An 18,323-nucleotide genomic window follows, 5' to 3' on the forward strand; every position below is an offset into this window, starting at 1 on the left:
CTTGTCGATTCCTGACCTGTTGCCGGCCGCCGCGAGCGGGCATCATGGCGCTTTTGCCCGGGAGATCGCGATGACCGCACAGGCCGACCTCACCCAACCGCTGTGGATGCTGCTGGCCTTCGTCGGCCTGGGCTGGCTCGTCGCCCGGCGGCTCGGTGTCGACCCGCGCCCCATCGCCACCCTGCTGATCTACGTGATCGCCCCGCTGACCTTCTTCCGCGGCCTGGTGCAGGGCGACCCCGGCCCCGCCGACCTGCTGCTGACCGCCGGGCTGTTCAGCCTGGCCAGCCTCATCGCCGTGACCGTCCACCGCCTGGCGCGCCCCTGGTTCGCCCCGCCCGAGGCCGCGGTGCTGGCCTTCTCCGCCGGCACCGGCAACACCGGCTACTTCGGCCTGCCGCTGGCGCTGGTACTGCTGCCGCCCGAGGGCGTGGCCCAGTACCTGTTCTGCCTGCTGGGCATCACCCTCTACGAGTTCACGGTGGGTTTCTACCTGAGCGCCCGGGGGCGCTTCTCGGTGCGCGAAAGCCTCTCGCGCATCGTGCGCCTGCCGCTGATCTACACCTTCGCCGCCGCCCTGCTGGTCAACGCCCTGGCGGTGCCGCTACCCGAGGCGCTGCTCGACGGCCTCGACCACTTCAAGTCCAGCTACACCGTGCTGGGCATGATGATCATCGGCATGACGCTGGGACGGGTAACGCTCGCCGCGGTCGATTCGCGCTTCATCGCCGCCTGCGTGCTGGCGCGCTTCGTCCTGTGGCCGCTGCTCAGCCTGCTGGCCGTGTGGCTGCTGCAGGCCACGCTGGGCATCAATGCCACCCTCGCCACCGCCCTGCTGCTGCTGGGCGTGGTGCCGATGGCCGCCAATGTGGTGGTCATCGCCATGGAGCTCGACATCCCGCCCGCCAAGGGCGCCGTCGCCGTGCTGCTCACCACCCTGGCCGCCCCGCTGGTGATCCCGGCCTGGCTCGACGCGCTGCTTGCTCTTGCGGGGCTACGCTAGCCCGACGCGCGATCCGACGAGGCCCGGCGCCATTCGCCGGGCGGGCGGCCGACATGACGGCGGAAGACCCGCGAGAAGTGCGCCGCGTCGGCGAAGCCACAGGCCAGGGCGATCTCGGTGAGCGAGGCACGAGGATCGCGCAGCCGCTCACGGGCACGGGCGAGCCGCTGTGCGGTCAACCACACATGCGGTGATTGCCCGGTCAGGGCGCGGAACTGGCGGGCGAAGGCCGCCTCGGCGAGATGACAGCGTGCCGCCATCTCGGCGACGCGCCAGGGATGGGCGAGATCGGCGCGGATCGCCGGTAACAGACGCAACAGACGCAAGCGAGGCTCCGCCACGCCACGTCCGCCCGTAGCCAATACGGCATCCAGCCAACCGGCCAGCACCGACGGCGCCTGTCCTCCGAGCCCACGCCCCTGCTCGACCAGCGCCCGGGGCAGACGCCGCGCCGGCCGCGACACCAGCGCCTCCAGCCCCAGCGACTGGCACCAGGCCACCGGCAGGTCGAGCACCAGCACCCGGTTGTCGCCCGGCGCCAGATAATGGTGAATGTCGCCGGTGGCCACCGGCGCCAGCACCCCTGGCGCGACGCGCGTGGCGCGCCCCGCCGCCTCGAGCTCGACGTGGCCGTCGAGCCCCAGCAGCAACTGGTGGAATTCATGGCGATCGCTCAGCACGCGATCGGGATAGTCGCGCGCCTCGACCAGCGGGGCTGTGATGGCCACCCGGGGCTCCCGTTATCGACGCTGGCTCGCCAGTGTGCCACAGATCCGGTCGTCTCAGGCGTTGACCAGCACCCCCGGCGTAGGCGGCGGTGCCGGCACCACATGCGGCTCGGTGGCCAGCGTGCGCCCCTGCCAGTCGACCAGCCGCAGGCGGCCATCGGGCAGCTCGGCCAGCGCCGTGCAGTGTTCCACCCAGTCGCCGTCGTTGGCATAGAGCACGCCGTAGCCCGCCCGGAACCCGGCCTGATGGATATGCCCGCCGATGTAGCCGTCCAGCCCCTCGCGCCAGGCCTGATGCAGCGCGGCCTGCTCGAACTGGGCGATGTAGCGCCGGGCGCTGCCGAGGCGCCGCTTGAGGGCACTGGCCAGCGACCAGTAGGGCAGCCCCAGGGTGCGCCGCAGGCCGTTGCACCAGCGGTTGAGACGCAGCACGAACTGGTGCATGCCGTCGCCCAGCGCCAGCAGCCAGGGCGCGATGCGCACATGGGTATCGAACTCGTCGCCGTGGCTGACCAGAAAGCGTCGGCCGTCGGCCAGCTCGTGAATCCAGCGCCGCTCGATGCGCACATTGTGGATGCGCAACCCGCTCAGGCGCCGGAAGGCCGCGTCATGGTTGCCGGGAATGTAGATCACCTCGCAGCCGCCGCGTGCCAGACGCAGGATGCGCGCCACCAGCTGCTGCTGGGCGGGCGGCAGCACCGCCCGCCGGCGCATGGCGATCAAATCGACCACATCGCCGACCAGATACAGCCGCTCGGGACGTACACGGCGCAGCAGTCGGCCAAGCAGTGCCGCCTGGCAGTCCGGCGTGCCGAGATGCACATCGGAGATGAACAGGGTGCGGCAGGTATCGACGATCTCGGACGGGGTGCTCATGGAACGGCCTCCTGACAAGCGCGGCCCCATGCTCCGCGATGCCCATGACCGTTGCGTGGCACCCCGATGATGATTCGGTGACGATACCTCCTGCCGTGCCACCCAGCGGCGGGATCAGTGGCAGCTCCAGGGCTCCTGGCTGGCGTTGTCCTTGATGTTCTGGTCGACGAAGCGGTAGTGGTTTTCCCTGACCCGCTCCCACCAGCCGTTGCTGACCGTGATGGCGTGGCGCGACAGGATCGCCCGGATGTGATCGAGACACAGCCGCGTCGCGTCGTAGGCCACGTCGAGCCGCCGCTTGCGCGGCAGGTAGGTGACGCTCTCGAGACCGAACAGGGCATCGATCTCGCCGATGGCCGCCTGCAGGGCCGACTCGCTGCAGGGCCTGAGCCTGAGCTTGCGGGTCACCAGGTTGGCCTCGGAGACACCGAGGCGGCGTTCCTTGTCCGACATGCAGAACCTCCTCTCGTATCTGGAAAAAAGTTGGAAATTGACGGCCTATCGGCCCGGATCCGAGTTGTCCCGCCGCTGCCCCGGTGCCAACCACCACCCGCCGTAGAGCGCCTGAAACAGTGTTTCGCAGGCCGCATCGCGGAGTTCGCCCGCCAGGGTCAGCGACTGCGTGACCGCCTCGTCGAGACACGCCTCCCCTTGCCGCCAGGGGTTGTCCTGCGCGACGGGCAGTGGATGTGCCGCGGCCTGCTCGGCCAGCCACTCGATGCCGGCCATCCAGGGTGCAAAGCGCGCCGAAAACAGCAGCCGGCTGGTCCGCGCCGGGTGCAGCTGGCGCCCTGTCTCGGCCAGCCAGGGATTGACCGCCAGGCGTACCCAGGGCCCCACGAAGGTTTCGTAGAGGGCGACGTTGTGTTCCGAGAGCTCGCGCACCCGCTCGAACGCCGGCGACTGGGCGGGACAGTCCATGTCCTCCACACGCCGCTCCTCGAAGTGCACCTGAAAATGCGGCTTGTGGCAGTCGGGGTCGCCGGTGGGATTGTCGATGTGCATCTCGTAGAGCCCCGGGGCGAGTTCCTGGAGTTCCTGGAGACTCTCGAGAATCGCGCGGTGCTCCAGGCGGGCGACGCGGGCGGAGACGAATATCCCCAGGTGGCCGACATGCGGGTCGATCAGGTAGACGATGCGCTGGCCGGCGGCCTTGAGCGCCTCGGTGGTCGGGTACACCGCCGGAATCCAGTCGAGCGCCTGAGCAGGGGGCGTGATGTTGTCGCCCGCGGAAGCGAAGATGACCAGCGGGTTGCGGATGTAGCGCAGGTCGACGTGGCAACCGGGGCACAGCCGGACCTCGCCACGCTCCAGCTTGTCGCCGATGAACAGGTTCTCGACGATGGCCGTGATCTCGGCCTTGCTCAGCAGGTAGAAGCCGGTCCACCAGCGCTCGAAATCGAGAAAGCGCTCCCGCTCGCCCTCGATATCCGCGAACAGCCGGTAGTCCTTCTCCCAGAGCGTATTCGCCGGCTTGAGGGCCTCGAAGTTGCTGACCAGATGGGCGCCGTCGAAACGGCCGTCGCCGAGGTCCGCCGCCAGATGGGTCAGCCAGGCGCCGCCCAGCAACCCGCCGGCCAGCCGCATGGGATTGACCCCGGAGGCGCCGGCCCAGTAGGACAGCGGCGAGCCGTTGAGCACGGCCGGCCCGGTCAGGCCCTCACAGTCGGCACACAGCAGCGCGATGGCCCAGCCGGCCTGGCAGTTGCCGTAGAGTACCGGCGGCTGGCCCGGGTGACGCTCGGCCAGCGTCTCGACGAAACGCCGCAGGACATGCAGCACGTCCGCCAGCGTCTGGCCCGGGACGGGCTCGGGGAAGAAGGTCACGAAGTAGACCGGATGCCCCTCGCGCAGCGCCATGCCCACCTCGGAATCGCGCTTGAAACCGCCGATCCCCGGCCCATGGCCGGCACGGGGGTCGACGATCATGACCGGCGGCTTGTGCACGTCGAGACAGTCCGCCAGGCAGGCGTCCCCGATCCGGGTGATGCGCAGCAGGGCGTAATTGGCCGGACGCGCCAGCCGACGGCCATCGAGGAGCGTCTCGTAGTCGAAGTCGAGCAGCGGCGGCTTGCCCATGCGCTCGTGCTCGAGCATGTTGTCCGCCCGCTGACGCAGCGTATCCAGATACCGCACGCCGCGCTGCCAGAGGTCGACCTGATAGGCGGCAAGCGCCATCAGCGGGTTGTCCGATGTCCCGGCAGCGGGCACGGCAGCACGCGGCGACGCCGCCGCCGGGCTCACCACCGGCAGAGGGCTATTCATCGTCCGCCCCCTTGTCCTTCGCGCCGTGATGATGCCCGCCATGCATCAGCAGGTGCATGAGCGGGCAGGCCAGCAGCAGCAACCAGGGCGCCGCGCTCAGGAACAGCGCCTTGTGCGTGTCCCAGAGCAGGGTGACGACGACCAGCCCCACCAGGCCGGCCACGAGGGCGATCTGCAGCCGTGTCGGGCGGCGATCCAGCCAATGCCTGTCATGTGCCATGCTCAGATCTCCTTTCGCCGCAGTCGCAGGGAGTTGGCCACCACCGATACCGAGCTGAACGACATCGCCGCCGCGGCGATGATCGGCGACAGCAGGATGCCGAAGGCCGGATAGAGCACACCGGCGGCGACCGGCACGCCCACGCTGTTGTAGACGAAGGCGAAGAACAGGTTCTGCTTGATGTTGCGCAGGGTGGCGCGGCTGAGCCGGCGAGCGCGCACGATGCCACGCAGGTCGCCCTTGACCAGCGTCACCCCGGCACTTTCCATGGCCACGTCGGTACCGGTGCCCATGGCGATGCCGACCTGGGCCTGGGCCAGCGCCGGGGCATCGTTGATGCCGTCGCCGGCCATGGCCACGAAGCGCCCCTCGGCCTGCAGCGCCTTGACCTTCTCGGCCTTCTGTTCGGGCAGCACCCCGGCAATCACCTCGTCGATGCCCAGCTGACCGGCGACCGCCTGCGCCGTGGTCCGGCTGTCGCCGGTCAGCATGACGATGCGGATGCCCTCGCCGTGCAGCGCCTCGATCGCTTCCCGGGTCGTCGCCTTGATCGGGTCGGCGACGGCGACCAGTCCGGCGGGTCGGCCGTCGACGGCGACAAACATCGCGGTCTTGCCCTCGCCGCGCAGCGCCTCGGCACGCTCGGCAAGCGAGTCGGCCTCGATCCCCTCGGCCTCCATCAGGGCGCGGTTGCCCAGCGCCACCGACCGATCGCCGACCCGGCCCTTGACGCCCTGCCCGGTCACCGACTCGAAATCGGTGTAGCGCTCGGGAACAATGTCGCGCTCCGCCGCCCCCTGGACGATCGCCGTCGCCAGCGGATGCTCGCTGCCGCGCTCCAGGGTGGCGGCCAGGCGCAGGACCTCGTTCTCCGCGAAGCCCTCGCCGGCGATCACGTCCTGCAGCCGCGGGCGCCCCTCGGTCAGCGTGCCGGTCTTGTCGACGATCAGGGTGTCGACCTGGCGCAGGGTCTGGATCGCCTCGGCGTTCTTGAACAGCACCCCGGCCGAGGCCCCCTTGCCGCTGGCCACCATGATCGACATCGGCGTGGCCAGCCCCAGCGCGCAGGGGCAGGCGATGATCAGCACCGCCACGGCGTTGATCAGCGCATAGGCCATCGCCGGCTCGGGCCCCCACAGCGCCCAGACCGCGAAGGTCACCACGGCGGCCAGCACCACGGTGGGCACGAAGTAGCCGGCGACCACGTCCACCAGGTTCTGGATAGGCGCCCGGCTGCGGCTGGCATCGGCGACCATCTGCACGATCTGCGACAGCAGGGTGTCGCTGCCGACTCGCTGCGCCTCGATGACCAGCGAGCCGGTGCCGTTGATGGTCGCGCCGATGACCTTCTCGCCCTCGGCCTTCTCGACGGGCATGGGCTCGCCGGTGATCATCGATTCGTCCACCGCGGAGCTGCCCTCGACCACCACGCCGTCCACCGGCACCTTCTCGCCGGGGCGCACGCGCAGGCGATCGCCGATCTGGATCTGTTCCAGCGGCACGTCGGTCTCGCTGCCATCGTCGGCAATGCGCCGCGCGGTCTTGGGGGCCAACCCCAGCAGCGCCTTGATCGCGCTGTTGGTCTGACTGCGTGCACGCAGTTCCATGACCTGGCCGAGCAATACCAGCGCGACGATCACCGCGGCGGCCTCGAAGTAGACCCCCACCTGCCCCGTCGCGTCGCGGAAGGAGGGCGGAAAGAGCTGCGGGAACAGCGTGGCGACCAGGCTGTAGAGATAGGCGACCCCGACGCCCAGCGCGATCAGGGTGAACATGTTGGGATTCCAGCCGAGCACCGAGCGGTAGCCACGCACGAAGAACGGCCAGCCGCACCACACCACCACCGGCGTCGACAGGACCAGTTCCAGCCAGATGCGCACCTCGTGCGGAATCCAGGCCTCCAGCGACAGGCCGGGCACATGCTGGCCCATCGCCAGCACGAAGACCGGCGTCGCCAAGGCCAGGGCGACCCACAGGCGCCGGGTCATGTCGATCAGCTCGGGATTCTTCTCCTCCTCGGCGGTGACCTGGCGCGGTTCCAGGGCCATGCCGCATTTCGGGCAGCTCCCCGGTTCGTCACGGACGATCTCGGGGTGCATCGGGCAGGTCCACTCGGTGCGGGTGGCCGGCGCCTGGGGTGCCACCGGCTCCAGCGCCATGCCGCACTTCGGGCATTCGCCCGGGGCGTCGCTTTGCACCTCGGGATGCATCGGGCAGGTGTAACCGCCCGGCTCGGCATCCTTGGGCGTATCCGGCGGTGCCTCTTGAGCCCGGGAGGCATGGGGCGAAGCGTGAACGGCGTGGTGTTTCGGGGGCATGAGACCACCTCCTGCCTGGGTGGAAGAACGCAACGAAAGACGCCTCGCCGCCCCGGCACGAAGCCGACCACCGGCGAGGGCGAGACGTCACTCCGACAGGTCGCGCTTGCGTGCCTCGAATTCCTGGTGATCGATCTCCCCTCGGGCATAGCGTTCGCGAAGAAGCTCCATGGCATCCTTGTGTGTCGAATGCGCGCGGGTGCGGCTGCCGGCAAGGCGCATGACCAGCATCACGATCAGCGCGATCACCAGCCCCCAGAAAATCAGCATCATGATGCCGCCGAAGAGCATGTGCCCCCAGCCGCCACCACTCATGTATCCCAGCATGTCATGCCACATGGCTGCCTCCCCGTATGTTGCTGGTCCACCCTGCCACGTCGACCGTCTCGACCATCAGGGCAGGTTGCTGAACAGCGTAAGACTTGCAGGTTACCCAAGGGTCAAGTATCGACGCTGGCGAGAGGCGGTATCCCGACGGACCCATGACCCCGGTCAACGAAAGTCGCCTGTCGCCCCTTCTTGACTCGATCGTCCCGGTCTTCGACACGCGCCGCCGCACCACGAAAAAGGGCCCGCAACAAGCGGGCCCTTCCATGACGCGTTTGACGCGACGAGTCTCGATTACATGGCTTCCTTGACGCCGCGCTGGATCAGCCACCAGTTGACCGGATAGGCGGTGAGGAAGCCGAAGCCCATGGCGATCTGCATCATGAACCAGAAGTGGATGGAGTTGACGTGCAGCTTCTCGCCGAACACCACGGCAAACAGATAGAAGTGGGCGAAGGCCATGAAGCCGTACATGCCCACCTGCCAGGCGGTCAGCGACAGGGTGTCGGCCTTGACCGCCTGAACGAGTGCCTTGCCCGGCGAGATATCCTGCATCGGCTTGATCGAGTAGTACTGGAAGGCGATGCCGAACAGGTAGGCCAGGATGTAATCGAACACCCAGACGGCGAAGATCTTGTCCTCGAAGATGCCCTTCCAGCCCAGCCAGACGGCAATGGTCGGCATAAGGAAGGCCGCCCACTCGGCAACGATATCACCCAGCGAGCAACCACTGCCGCAATGCAGCGTGCCCTTGACCACCTTGACCGGGAATGGCGTGTCGCGCTTGTGCGGCGGCGTCTCGCCCTCCTTCATGGCCGGATGGGCGATCTCGTCGGCAGCCAGCCGGCCGTACTTGCGATAAACGTACAGTATCGGCAGGTGGCCGAACAGCGCACAGGCCGGCCACACCACGTTCATGATGGTCATGTGCTGCGGATGTCGGCGCAAATCGCCGATCACGTAGAGGGCACTGGCAAAGCCCAGCAGCACGGAAATCCAGGCCAGTATGGTCAACCAGTCGGGAATCATGACGGGACTCCTTTCCACGACGATGATGAATGGGATACGCAATCCTTACCCAAGGTAGACCCCTTGCCCGGCAACAGGGCAAGCCGGTGTGCGCAATCCGCAAGCTTGACGCGCATCAAGCTCGCCGCCCCGACTTGGCCCATAATGAAGGCATCGCCATCTCGCCGATGTGGAGGGTCACGATGCGTGTCGAAACCCTGGAGGATGCCCTGGAGTGGGCGCGACGCACCCATGTCCGGCTGGCCGGTCAGATCGAGCGTGACCTGGGCAAGGTCACCGACGAGCGTTCACGCATGCTGCTCGACTACCTGGCCAAGCACGAGCGCACGCTGGGCGAGACGCTGGAAATGACGCGTCACGACGCCTCGCCGGCGGCCCTGCACACCTGGTGCTACGAATATTTCGAGAATGCACCGAGCCACCCCGAGAGCCACGAAGCGAGCGATTTCCGCGAGCTGGCGCCGGACGCCATCATGCGCAAGGTGCTGGCCGAGCACGAGCATATCGGCGACCTGTTCCGCTACCTGCGCGACCAGGTCGAGACCCCCACCGCCCACGAGCTGATCGACAGCCTGGTCTCCCTCGAGGAGCACGAGACCATGCGTCTGGTCCGCGACGCGGAGCGGATGGAGGACCTGTAGGGCGCCCCTTCAAGAAGGCATCGGGCGTGACGCGCCCGCCTTCCCCAGCAAGCGGGTGACCAGCCGGCCGATGGTCGGCCCCTGGACGAGGATCGAGAACAGCACCACCAGGTAGGTCGCGGTCAGCAATACATCGCGCGCCTCGCCCTCCGGCAGGGCCAGCGCCAGGGCCACCGAGATGCCGCCGCGCAGCCCGCCCCAGGTGAGGATGCGCGTCGAGCCGCGGCGAAAGCCGAGGCGTTCGCGCAGCAGCACGACCGGCACCCCGACGGTGAGAAAGCGCACCGCCAGGACGGCCGCCACCAGGCCGCCCCCCACCCACAGGTAGGCCGGCTCGAAGGGGATCAGCAGCACCTCGAGGCCGATCAGCACGAACAGCAGGGTATTGAGGATCTCGTCGACCAGTTCCCAGAACGCGTCCAGGTAGCGGCGGGTGGTCGCCGACATGGCGCTGTGGCGCGCCTTGTTGCCCACCAGCAGGCCGGCGACGACCATGGCGATGGGCCCGGAGACATGCAGCTGCCGGGCCAGGGCGTAACCGCCCAGCACCACCGCCAGCGAGATCAGCACCTCGATGCGGTAGTCGTCGATGCCGCGCATCGTCACATAGGCGAGGCCGCCGACGGCCAGCCCCAGCAGCGCCCCGCCGCCGGCCTCCTGCAGGAACAGCGTGCCGGCGTGGGCCGCCGTCAGCGTCGTCTCGCCGGTGAGGCCGCCCAGCAGCAGCGTGAACACCACCACCGCGACGCCGTCGTTGAACAGCGACTCGCCGACGATGCGCAGCTCCAGATCCTCCGGCGCCCCGGCCCGACGCAGGATGCCCAGCACGGCGATCGGGTCGGTCGGCGCGATCAGCGCCCCGAACACCAGGCACGCCAGCCACGGCACCGCCAGGCCGAACAGCATGCACAGCCCCTTGGCCGCGGCACCGATCGCCAGGGTCGAGACCGCCACCCCCAGCGTCGCCAGGAAGCCGATCGACCAGCGGTAGCGGCGCAGCGCCGCCAGATCGACATGCAGGGCGCCGGCGAACAGCAGCAGCGAGAGCATGCCGTCCATCAGCAGCCGGGTGAAGTCGATCCGCGACAGCCAGGCCTCGGCCTCGGTGTGGACGGCCGGCAGCCCCAGCCAGGCCGCGCCCTGCAGGGCCCCCGACAGCACCAGGGCGATGGCCATGACCCCGATGGGGCTGGGCAGGCCGACGACGCGATGATTGAGCCACGCCAGCGCCGCCGTCAGCGAGACCACGATCGCGATGAGATCCAGCATGAGATGTCCTCGACGTTTCCTGGCCAGGGAGCCTGGTGGCCCGGCCACGAAAACGCCGCCCCGGGAACGGGGCGGCGTCGGTTGAGCGCCCGAAGCCGGGCGGGCTCAGTAGCGGTAGGCGTCCGGCTTGTAGGGGCCGTCGACCGCCACCCCGGTGTAGCGGGACTGGTCCTCGGTCATGCGCGTGACCACGCCGCCGAAGCCCTCGACCATGTAGCGGGCCACTTCCTCGTCCAGCGCCTTGGGCAGCACGCTGACGCTCAGCCCGCCGGCCTTGGCGTCGTCGGTGAGCTCGGCGAACTTGTGCTCGAAGAGGTGGATCTGCGCCAGCACCTGGTTGGCGAAGGAACCGTCCATGATGCGTGACGGGTGGCCGGTGGCGTTGCCCAGGTTCACCAGGCGCCCCTCGGAGAGCAGGATCAGGTAGTCGTCGCTGGTCGGGTCGAAGTCGTCCGGATCGCTGTCGCGATAGATCTTGTGGACCTGCGGCTTGACCTCTTCCCAGTGCCACTGGCGACGCATGTAGGCGGTGTCGATCTCGCTGTCGAAGTGGCCGATGTTGCACACCACCGCGCCCTTCTTGAGCGCCTTGAGCATCGGCGCATCGCAGGCGTTGATGTTGCCGGTGCAGGTCACCACCAGATCGATGCGCCCGAGCAGGTCGCGGTCGATGCTCTCGACGCCCCGATTGACGCCGTCGACGTAGGGCGAGACCACCTCGTAGCCGTCCATGCAGGCCTGCATGGCGCAGATCGGGTCGATCTCGCTGACCTTGACGATCATGCCCTCCTGACGCAGCGAGGCCGCCGAGCCCTTGCCCACGTCGCCGTAGCCGACCACCAGCGCCTGCTTGCCGGCCATCAGGTGGTCGAGCCCGCGCTTGATGGCATCGTTGAGACTGTGGCGGCAGCCGTACTTGTTGTCGTTCTTGGACTTGGTGACGGCATCGTTGACGTTGATCGCCGGCACCCTGAGCGTGCCCTCGCGCAGCATCTCCTGCAGGCGGTGCACGCCGGTGGTGGTTTCCTCGGAAATGCCGTGGATGGCCTCGAGCAGCTCCGGGCGCTTGTCGTGGAGCAGGGCGGTCAGGTCGCCGCCGTCGTCGAGCACCAGATTGGGCGTCCAGCCGTCCGGGCCTTCCACCGTCTGCTCGATGCACCACCAGAACTCCTCCTCGGTTTCGCCCTTCCAGGCGAACACCGGGATGCCGGCGGCGGCGATCGCCGCGGCGGCATGATCCTGGGTGGAAAAGATGTTGCAGGAGGACCAGCGCACGCTGGCGCCGAGCTCGATCAGGGTCTCGATCAGCACCGCGGTCTGGATGGTCATGTGGATGCAGCCGGCGATACGGGCGCCCGCCAGCGGCTGCTGATCGCGATACTTGGCGCGGATCTTCATCAGCGCCGGCATTTCGGTCTCGGCGATGCGAATCTCGCGACGCCCCCACTCGGCCAGGTCGATGTCGGCGACCCGGTGGTCCGGCAGGGTGGCGGATTGCGCGTTGGCCATTGCTGTCATCGTCTTACTCCATTCCGGGGGAATGGGCGCCGTTGCGATTGACGACCGCCTGCCCGAGCCTCGCGCATGGGCCTCATGCGCTGCAGCGCCCCTCGGACGGCAGCTTCACGACTCCGGTCCGGCGAAGGACCGTGCTGGCAGTTCACTACAGGATGGCAGGGTTTGCAATCACGGAGCCGACACCCTCATGTCGCAAACATGCATGTCGCCCACCGCGTCGACGGCACAGAAAAACCGGGGGCAACCGTAGCGGCTGCCCCGGGGAACGACGGGCAACGTCCCCGCCGTCATTTACTGGTGGGTGTCGCCCTTGTCGCTGCCGGCCTCGCCGGTACCGGTTTCCTTGGTCGTCGAGCCATCACCGCCGGATCCGCTCTGCATCTCGCCGGTGGTGCCGCTTGCGTCGCCCGAGTCATTATCCATGTCCATGTTGTCGCTGGACTGGGTCATGTCGCCCTCCTGACCGCCTTCCGACGAGGCCGCCTGCGAGGTGCTGGAGGTCTCGTTCGACTCGGTCGCGGCGCCGTTCGTCGAGTCTGACGGCGCAGTCTCCGATGTCTCGGTGGCCGTGGACGACTGCCCACCTTCACCGGCCGTATCGTCGCTGTCATCGCCGCAGCCGGTCAGCAGCACGGCGGAGAGAGCCAGCGCGGCAATCCAGGGTATCTTGCGATCTAGCATGGTCGAATCCTCATTCCGTGGATAAACGAACCCTTCATTGTCATTCCCTGATGGACCTGTTGTTCTCTCAGCGTAGACGGCCCCTGCCCGTTTCCCCAAACCGCGAGTGCGAGTCCCGGGCCCGGGCAGGCACGGCCTTCTCGAACACTGTTCGACATCGCATGATGGCATGGGTTCCCCTTGCGGCGCCAGCCCGACGCAAGATGCCCCGCACGGGGCGGGGCATCGAGGGAAGGCGGTCGCTGGTGGCGCCGGCTCAGAGGTCGGCGGCAGCGCGCAGCGCCTCGGCACGGTCGAGCTTCTCCCACGGGAAGGCGGTGAAGGTCTCGTGCTGGGTCTCGCCGTTGACGTCGGTCCAGGTATAGGTGTGCTCGAACGGCTCGCGACCGAAGTGGCCGTAGGAGGCGGTCAGCTGATACATGGGATGCTGCAGGTCGAGCATGCGGGTGATCGCGTAGGGACGCAGGTCGAAGTGCTCGCGCACCAGCTCGATGATCCTGTCGTCGCTGATCCGGCCGGTGCCGAAGGTGTTGATCGACACAGAGGTCGGCTCGGGAACCCCGATCGCGTAGGAGACCTGGATCTCGCACTTGTCGGCCAGCCCGGCGGCGACCACGTTCTTGGCCACGTAGCGCCCGGCATAGGCGGCGCTGCGGTCGACCTTGGAGGGGTCCTTGCCGGAGAAGGCGCCGCCGCCATGGCGCGCCATGCCGCCGTAGGTGTCGACGATGATCTTGCGCCCGGTGAGCCCGCAGTCGCCGACCGGCCCGCCGATCACGAACTTGCCGGTGGGGTTGATGTGGTACTTGGTGGACGACGTCAGCCACTCGGCCGGCAGCACCTGCTCGATGATCTCGCGGCGCACCATCTTGCGCAGGTCGTCCTGGTCGATCTCCGGGTCATGCTGGGTCGAGAGCACCACCGCGTCCACCGCCACCGGCTTGCCGTCCTCGCCGTAGCGGAAGGTCACCTGGCTCTTGGCGTCCGGGCGCAGCCACGGCAGCATGCCGTTCTTGCGCAGCTCCGACTGACGCTCGACCAGCCGGTGCGCGTAGTGGATCGGCGCCGGCATGTAGGACTCGGTCTCGTTGGTCGCGTAGCCGAACATCAGCCCCTGGTCCCCGGCGCCCTGATCCTCGGGCTTGGTGCGGTCGACGCCCTGGGCGATGTCCACGCTCTGCTTGCCGATCAGGTTGAGCACACCGCAGGTCTCGCCGTCGAAGCCGACATCCGAGGAATCGTAGCCGATGTCCAGGATCACCTTGCGCACCAGGTCCTCGAGGTCGACCCAGGCGCTGGTGGTGATCTCGCCGGCGACGATCGCCACCCCCGTCTTGACCATGGTTTCGCAGGCCACGCGTGCCTGCTTGTCGCGGGCGATGATGGCGTCCAGCACCGCGTCGGAAATCTGGTCGGCGATCTTGTCCGGATGCCCTTCGGACACGGATTCGGATGTGAACAGGGAGTATTCGCTCATGACGTGCTCGACCCTCTCTTAGGCTGTCCGTTAGCGTCAGATGATGAAGGGTGACTTGCTGCGGCGTCACGCCCCTGAGACGACAGGGCGGCAACGTGCGACCTTCCGGCACGGCGACGACACCGCCGGGCCCGGGGGTCCCGAGTCTACACGCTGCCCGACCGGCTGCCTAGCGAGGCCCCGCCACGCGGGCCCGGGGCAAGCGCAGATAGCGGCATGCTCAGGCTGAACCGGCAACAGGTCTACGAGGGGCGCTATAAACCCATCCATGGGCGCTACTTTGGCCATCCATGGCCAAAAACCCCCTCTAGGACCTGTTCCCGGTCCCTCGTCCTGAAGAACGTCGATAGCCCCGCCACACGGGCCGTGGCGATTTGATGGCAGGCGGCTTCTCGGCGACAATACGGCGCTGATTTCCGCGCGTCGCCCGCCCGGCGGCGCGCTCCAGCCAATCAGGAAGAGGTACGCGGCCACCCGACCCTCACGCACAGCCGCGACCGCTGCCCATTTGCCGCAGGCGAGGAGCTAGAGAATGCCGTCCCGTTTCGAGTTGGCGAATGCCATCCGCGCGCTGTCCATGGACGCCGTGCAGAAGGCCAAGTCAGGCCACCCCGGTGCCCCCATGGGCATGGCCGACATCGCCGAGGTGCTGTGGAACGATTACCTCAAGCACAATCCGGCCAACCCGCACTGGGCCGACCGCGACCGCTTCGTGCTGTCCAACGGACACGGCTCGATGCTGCTCTATTCGCTGCTCCATCTGTCCGGCTACGACGTCACCCTGCAGGACCTGCAGAACTTCCGTCAGCTGCACTCGCGCACACCGGGCCACCCGGAACTGGGCTACACCCCGGGCGTGGAGACCACCACCGGCCCGCTCGGCCAGGGTTTGGCCAACGCCGTGGGCATGGCGATCGCCGAGCGCACCCTGGCGGCGCAGTTCAACCGCCCAGGCCATACCGTGATCGACCACCACACCTACGTATTCCTGGGTGACGGCTGCCTGATGGAAGGCATTTCCCACGAGGCCTGCTCGCTGGCCGGCACCCAGGGTCTGGGCAAGCTGGTCGCCTTCTACGACGACAATGGCATCTCCATCGACGGCGAGGTCGAGGGCTGGTTCACCGACGATACCGCCAAGCGCTTCGAGGCCTACGGCTGGCACGTGGTGCCCAACGTCGACGGCCACAAGCCCGAGGAGATCAAGGCTGCCATCGAGATGGCACGCACTCACGACGACCGCCCCAGCCTGATCATCTGCAAGACGGTCATCGGCTTCGGCGCCCCCAACAAGCAGGGCACCGAGTCCTGCCACGGCGCGCCGCTGGGCGACGACGAGATCGCCGCGGCGCGCCAGCAGCTGGACTGGCCGCATGCGCCCTTCCATGTCCCGGAAACGCTCTACAGCGCCTGGGACGCCACCGAGCGCGGCGCCGAGCGCGAGGCCGACTGGAACACCCGCTTCGAGCGCTACCAGGCCGAGTATCCGGAACTCGCCAGGGAGCTCAGCCGCCGCCTCAAGGGCGAACTGCCCAGCCCGCTGTCCAGCGAAAAGCTCATCCAGGACACACAGGAAAAGGCCGAGACCCTTGCCAGTCGCAAGGCCTCGCTGGCCTGCCTCAACGAGCTCGGCCCGCAGCTGCCCGAACTGCTCGGCGGCAGCGCCGACCTGGCCCCCTCCAACCTGACCTTCTGGAAGGGCGCCCGCGCCATCAACCGCGACCATCACGACGGCAACTACCTGCACTACGGGGTACGCGAGTTCGGCATGGGCGCAATCATGAACGGCATCAGCGCCCACGGCGGCTTCATCCCCTACGGCGCCACCTTCCTGACGTTCATGGAGTACATGCACAACGCGGTACGCATGGCCGCGCTGATGAACCGCCAGGCGATCTACGTGTTCACTCACGACTCCATCGGCCTGGGCGAGGACGGCCCCACCCACCAGCCGATCGAGCAGTTGAGCGCACTGCGCTCGACGCCCAACCTGTCGACCTGGCGCCCGTGCGACGCCACCGAGACCGCCGCCGCCTGGCATTCCGCCCTGCATCGCCGCGGCGCCCCCACAGCCCTGGTACTGTCCCGCCAGAATCTCGCCGCCCAGCAGCGCGACAAGCAGCAGCTGGCCGACATCCAGCGCGGCGGTTACGTCCTCAAGGACAGCGACGACCCGGCCGAAGCAGTACTCATCGCCACCGGCTCCGAGGTCGATCTGGCGATACAGGCCGCCGACGCCCTCGAGGCCAAGGGCAAGGCCATCCGCGTGGTGTCGATGCCGTCGACCGACACCTTCGACGCCCAGCCGCAGAGCTACCGCGACAGCGTGCTGCCGCCGGCCCAGCGCAAGCGGCTGGCCATCGAGGCCAGCCACCGTGTCTACTGGTACAAGTACGTGGGTCTGGATGGCCGCATCATCGGCATGAACAGCTTCGGCGAGTCCGCTCCGGCGGGCGACCTGTTCAAGTACTACGGCTTCACCGTCGACAACATTGTCGCCGAGGTCGAGGCGCTGCTCGCGGAATAAAGACGGACTTCCAGAACCCGGTGCAGAGTGCCGGGGGCAAGGCGAAGAGAGGGTCCTTTGCCATGGCCGGAAAATGTTCCTTTCCATTCCGGCATTTCCGCCATCCATGGCGGTCAGATGGCAAAGGTAGCGCCCAAGGAAGGGTTCACAGCGCCCTCGTAACGCCTTGCCACCGGGAACGCCTGCTTCGTTTGTCAGGTTGGAAAGCAACGCAACAGGGGGGCACGGCCATCAGCCGTGCCCCCCTGTTGTTTCAGGCCCACTGTTTCAGGCCACTGAACCGCGGGTGCGTCAGGCCACGGTCACGTCCTTCGCCAGATAGACGTCCTGAATGGCGTTGAGCAGCTCGACGCCCTCCTTCATCGGCTTCTGGAACGCCTTGCGACCGGAGATCAGGCCCATGCCGCCGGCACGCTTGTTGATCACCGCGGTGCGCACCGCCTCGCCGAGGTCGGAGTGCCCCTTGGAGCCGCCGCCCGAGTTGATCAGCCCGATGCGCCCCATGTAGCAGTTGGCCACCTGATAGCGCGCCAGGTCGATGGGGTTCTCGGAGGTCAGCTCATCGTAGACCTTGTCATGGGTGTGGCCGAAGCCCACCGCCCGGTAGCCGGCATTGGTCTCGGCCAGCTTCTGCTTGACGATGTCCGCCTTGAGGGTGGCCGCCAGATGGATCGCCTGGCCGGTCAGGTCCGAGGCCACGTGATAGTCGGTGCCATCCTTCTTGAACGCCGGGTTGCGCAGGTAGGCCCACAGCACCGTGACCATGCCCAGTTCATGGGCACGCTCGAAGGCCTCGCTGATCTCCTCGATCTGACGCCGGCTTTCCGGCGAGCCGAAGTAGATGGTCGCGCCGACCGCCACGCAGCCCATGGCGTGCGCCTGCTCGACCTGGGCGAACAGCGTCTGGTCGTAGAGCGCCGGGTAGGTCAGCGTCTCGTTGTGGTTGAGCTTGAGCATCATCGGGATCTTGTGGGCATAGCGCCGCGCCACCGATGACAGCACCCCCAGCGTCGAGGCCACGCAGTTGCAGCCGCCCTCGATCGCCAGCTCGATGATGTTGGCCGGGTCGAAGTAGAGCGGGTTGGGCGCGAAGGAGGCGCCGGCGGAGTGCTCGATACCCTGGTCGACCGGCAGGATGCTCACGTAGCCGGTGCCGCCCAGCCGGCCGTGATTGAAGATCGACTGGAGGTTGCGCAGCACGTGCGGGCTGCGATCGGTATCGGTCATCACCCGATCGATGAAATCCGGCCCCGGCAGGTGCAGGGTGTCCCGGGGAAAGCCCCGGCAGGTATGGTTGAGCAGGCTGTCAGCCTCGTCACCCAGCAGCTTGGCGATATCCGTCATGATCTTGCGCTCCTCCCTAGAGAGTGGTCCTTGCAATACCCGCGATCGCGGGGTCCATCCGCCCATCTTGACGTCTCGCGCGAGCGCTTTCCAGTCTGGA

At 67.7% G+C, this 18,323-nt stretch carries 16 protein-coding genes and 1 riboswitch; of the genes, 3 read left to right on the forward strand and 13 right to left on the reverse strand.

All coding sequences use genetic code 11. The annotated features are described in order from the left end of the window. Positions 1-70 precede the first annotated feature (70 nt). Entirely contained in the window at positions 71-1,003 is a 933-nt protein-coding gene (locus ACTCB7_RS04790) for an AEC family transporter (RefSeq protein ID WP_224415952.1), read from the forward strand. On the opposite strand, the gene ACTCB7_RS04795 is transcribed toward ACTCB7_RS04790, so the two are convergent. From ACTCB7_RS04795 to ACTCB7_RS04830, 8 genes are all read right to left on the reverse strand, one after another. Continuing rightward, on the reverse strand, positions 1,000-1,731 hold the full coding sequence (locus ACTCB7_RS04795) for an AraC family transcriptional regulator (RefSeq protein ID WP_224415953.1): 732 nt from the start codon (positions 1,729-1,731) through the stop codon (positions 1,000-1,002). The genes ACTCB7_RS04790 and ACTCB7_RS04795 overlap by 4 nt on opposite strands. Before the next feature lie 54 nt (positions 1,732-1,785). After that, a complete protein-coding gene (locus ACTCB7_RS04800; protein ID WP_463005747.1) occupies positions 1,786-2,607 on the reverse strand; it encodes a UDP-2,3-diacylglucosamine diphosphatase in 822 nt (273 codons plus the stop codon). Positions 2,608-2,721: 114 nt separating this feature from the next. Beyond that, positions 2,722-3,060 carry a cation transporter gene (locus ACTCB7_RS04805; RefSeq protein WP_224415955.1) on the reverse strand — a complete coding sequence of 113 codons (339 nt, stop codon included), beginning with the start codon at positions 3,058-3,060 and terminating at the stop codon, positions 2,722-2,724. Positions 3,061-3,105: 45 nt separating this feature from the next. Further along, on the reverse strand, positions 3,106-4,872 hold the full coding sequence (locus ACTCB7_RS04810; protein WP_224415956.1) for a DUF3141 domain-containing protein: 1,767 nt from the start codon (positions 4,870-4,872) through the stop codon (positions 3,106-3,108). After that, complete coding sequence (locus ACTCB7_RS04815) at positions 4,865-5,092, reverse strand: DUF2933 domain-containing protein (RefSeq protein ID WP_224415957.1); 228 nt, start codon at positions 5,090-5,092, stop codon at positions 4,865-4,867. The genes ACTCB7_RS04810 and ACTCB7_RS04815 overlap by 8 nt, the downstream gene beginning before the upstream one ends. A gap of 2 nt (positions 5,093-5,094) precedes the next feature. After that, a complete protein-coding gene (locus tag ACTCB7_RS04820; protein WP_463005748.1) occupies positions 5,095-7,410 on the reverse strand; it encodes a copper-transporting P-type ATPase in 2,316 nt (771 codons plus the stop codon). Between the two features lie 87 nt (positions 7,411-7,497). Then, entirely contained in the window at positions 7,498-7,749 is a 252-nt protein-coding gene (locus ACTCB7_RS04825; protein WP_463005749.1) for an SHOCT domain-containing protein, read from the reverse strand. A 282-nt stretch (positions 7,750-8,031) separates the two neighbouring features. Continuing rightward, positions 8,032-8,766, reverse strand: a complete 735-nt coding sequence (locus ACTCB7_RS04830) for a DUF4396 domain-containing protein (RefSeq protein ID WP_224415960.1) — start codon at positions 8,764-8,766, stop codon at positions 8,032-8,034. 182 nt (positions 8,767-8,948) lie between these two features. On the opposite strand from ACTCB7_RS04830, the gene ACTCB7_RS04835 reads away from it, so the two are divergent. After that, positions 8,949-9,407, forward strand: coding sequence for a hypothetical protein (locus ACTCB7_RS04835; RefSeq protein WP_463005750.1), 459 nt, complete (start codon positions 8,949-8,951; stop codon positions 9,405-9,407). A 9-nt stretch (positions 9,408-9,416) separates the two neighbouring features. Here the strand turns inward: ACTCB7_RS04835 and ACTCB7_RS04840 are convergent, their stop codons facing one another. From ACTCB7_RS04840 to metK, 4 genes are all read right to left on the reverse strand, one after another. Beyond that, positions 9,417-10,676, reverse strand: coding sequence for a cation:proton antiporter (locus tag ACTCB7_RS04840; RefSeq protein ID WP_463005751.1), 1,260 nt, complete (start codon positions 10,674-10,676; stop codon positions 9,417-9,419). Positions 10,677-10,781: 105 nt separating this feature from the next. After that, complete coding sequence (ahcY, locus tag ACTCB7_RS04845) at positions 10,782-12,185, reverse strand: adenosylhomocysteinase (protein ID WP_224415963.1); 1,404 nt, start codon at positions 12,183-12,185, stop codon at positions 10,782-10,784. A gap of 26 nt (positions 12,186-12,211) precedes the next feature. Then, positions 12,212-12,294, reverse strand: a riboswitch (S-adenosyl-L-homocysteine riboswitch). A gap of 191 nt (positions 12,295-12,485) precedes the next feature. After that, positions 12,486-12,875, reverse strand: coding sequence for a hypothetical protein (locus ACTCB7_RS04850; protein ID WP_463005752.1), 390 nt, complete (start codon positions 12,873-12,875; stop codon positions 12,486-12,488). Between the two features lie 256 nt (positions 12,876-13,131). Next, on the reverse strand, positions 13,132-14,352 hold the full coding sequence (gene metK / locus ACTCB7_RS04855) for a methionine adenosyltransferase (RefSeq protein WP_163647844.1): 1,221 nt from the start codon (positions 14,350-14,352) through the stop codon (positions 13,132-13,134). Between the two features lie 532 nt (positions 14,353-14,884). Here metK and tkt point away from each other — a divergent pair. Then, the gene (gene tkt / locus ACTCB7_RS04860) at positions 14,885-16,879 is read left to right on the forward strand and encodes a transketolase (protein WP_463005753.1); all 1,995 of its coding nucleotides are present in this window, start codon (positions 14,885-14,887) and stop codon (positions 16,877-16,879) included. A gap of 291 nt (positions 16,880-17,170) precedes the next feature. Here the strand turns inward: tkt and ACTCB7_RS04865 are convergent, their stop codons facing one another. Next, positions 17,171-18,223: a class I fructose-bisphosphate aldolase gene (locus tag ACTCB7_RS04865; protein WP_163647846.1), complete on the reverse strand. Its 1,053-nt coding sequence runs from the start codon at positions 18,221-18,223 to the stop codon at positions 17,171-17,173. Between the last annotated feature and the right edge of the window lie 100 nt (positions 18,224-18,323).

It is taken from the genome of Modicisalibacter sp., assembly GCF_055145905.1.

Coding starts and splice junctions, on each gene's coding strand:
- ACTCB7_RS04790 (WP_224415952.1), top strand. CDS start 71: ATGACCGCACAGGCCGACCTCACCCAACCGCTGTGGATGCTGCTGGCC.
- ACTCB7_RS04800 (WP_463005747.1), bottom strand. CDS start 2,607: ATGAGCACCCCGTCCGAGATCGTCGATACCTGCCGCACCCTGTTCATC.
- ACTCB7_RS04805 (WP_224415955.1), bottom strand. CDS start 3,060: ATGTCGGACAAGGAACGCCGCCTCGGTGTCTCCGAGGCCAACCTGGTG.
- ACTCB7_RS04810 (WP_224415956.1), bottom strand. CDS start 4,872: ATGAATAGCCCTCTGCCGGTGGTGAGCCCGGCGGCGGCGTCGCCGCGT.
- ACTCB7_RS04815 (WP_224415957.1), bottom strand. CDS start 5,092: ATGGCACATGACAGGCATTGGCTGGATCGCCGCCCGACACGGCTGCAG.
- ACTCB7_RS04820 (WP_463005748.1), bottom strand. CDS start 7,410: ATGCCCCCGAAACACCACGCCGTTCACGCTTCGCCCCATGCCTCCCGG.
- ACTCB7_RS04825 (WP_463005749.1), bottom strand. CDS start 7,749: ATGTGGCATGACATGCTGGGATACATGAGTGGTGGCGGCTGGGGGCAC.
- ACTCB7_RS04830 (WP_224415960.1), bottom strand. CDS start 8,766: ATGATTCCCGACTGGTTGACCATACTGGCCTGGATTTCCGTGCTGCTG.
- ACTCB7_RS04835 (WP_463005750.1), top strand. CDS start 8,949: ATGCGTGTCGAAACCCTGGAGGATGCCCTGGAGTGGGCGCGACGCACC.
- ACTCB7_RS04840 (WP_463005751.1), bottom strand. CDS start 10,676: ATGCTGGATCTCATCGCGATCGTGGTCTCGCTGACGGCGGCGCTGGCG.
- ahcY (WP_224415963.1), bottom strand. CDS start 12,185: ATGGCCAACGCGCAATCCGCCACCCTGCCGGACCACCGGGTCGCCGAC.
- ACTCB7_RS04850 (WP_463005752.1), bottom strand. CDS start 12,875: ATGCTAGATCGCAAGATACCCTGGATTGCCGCGCTGGCTCTCTCCGCC.
- metK (WP_163647844.1), bottom strand. CDS start 14,352: ATGAGCGAATACTCCCTGTTCACATCCGAATCCGTGTCCGAAGGGCAT.
- tkt (WP_463005753.1), top strand. CDS start 14,885: ATGCCGTCCCGTTTCGAGTTGGCGAATGCCATCCGCGCGCTGTCCATG.
- ACTCB7_RS04865 (WP_163647846.1), bottom strand. CDS start 18,223: ATGACGGATATCGCCAAGCTGCTGGGTGACGAGGCTGACAGCCTGCTC.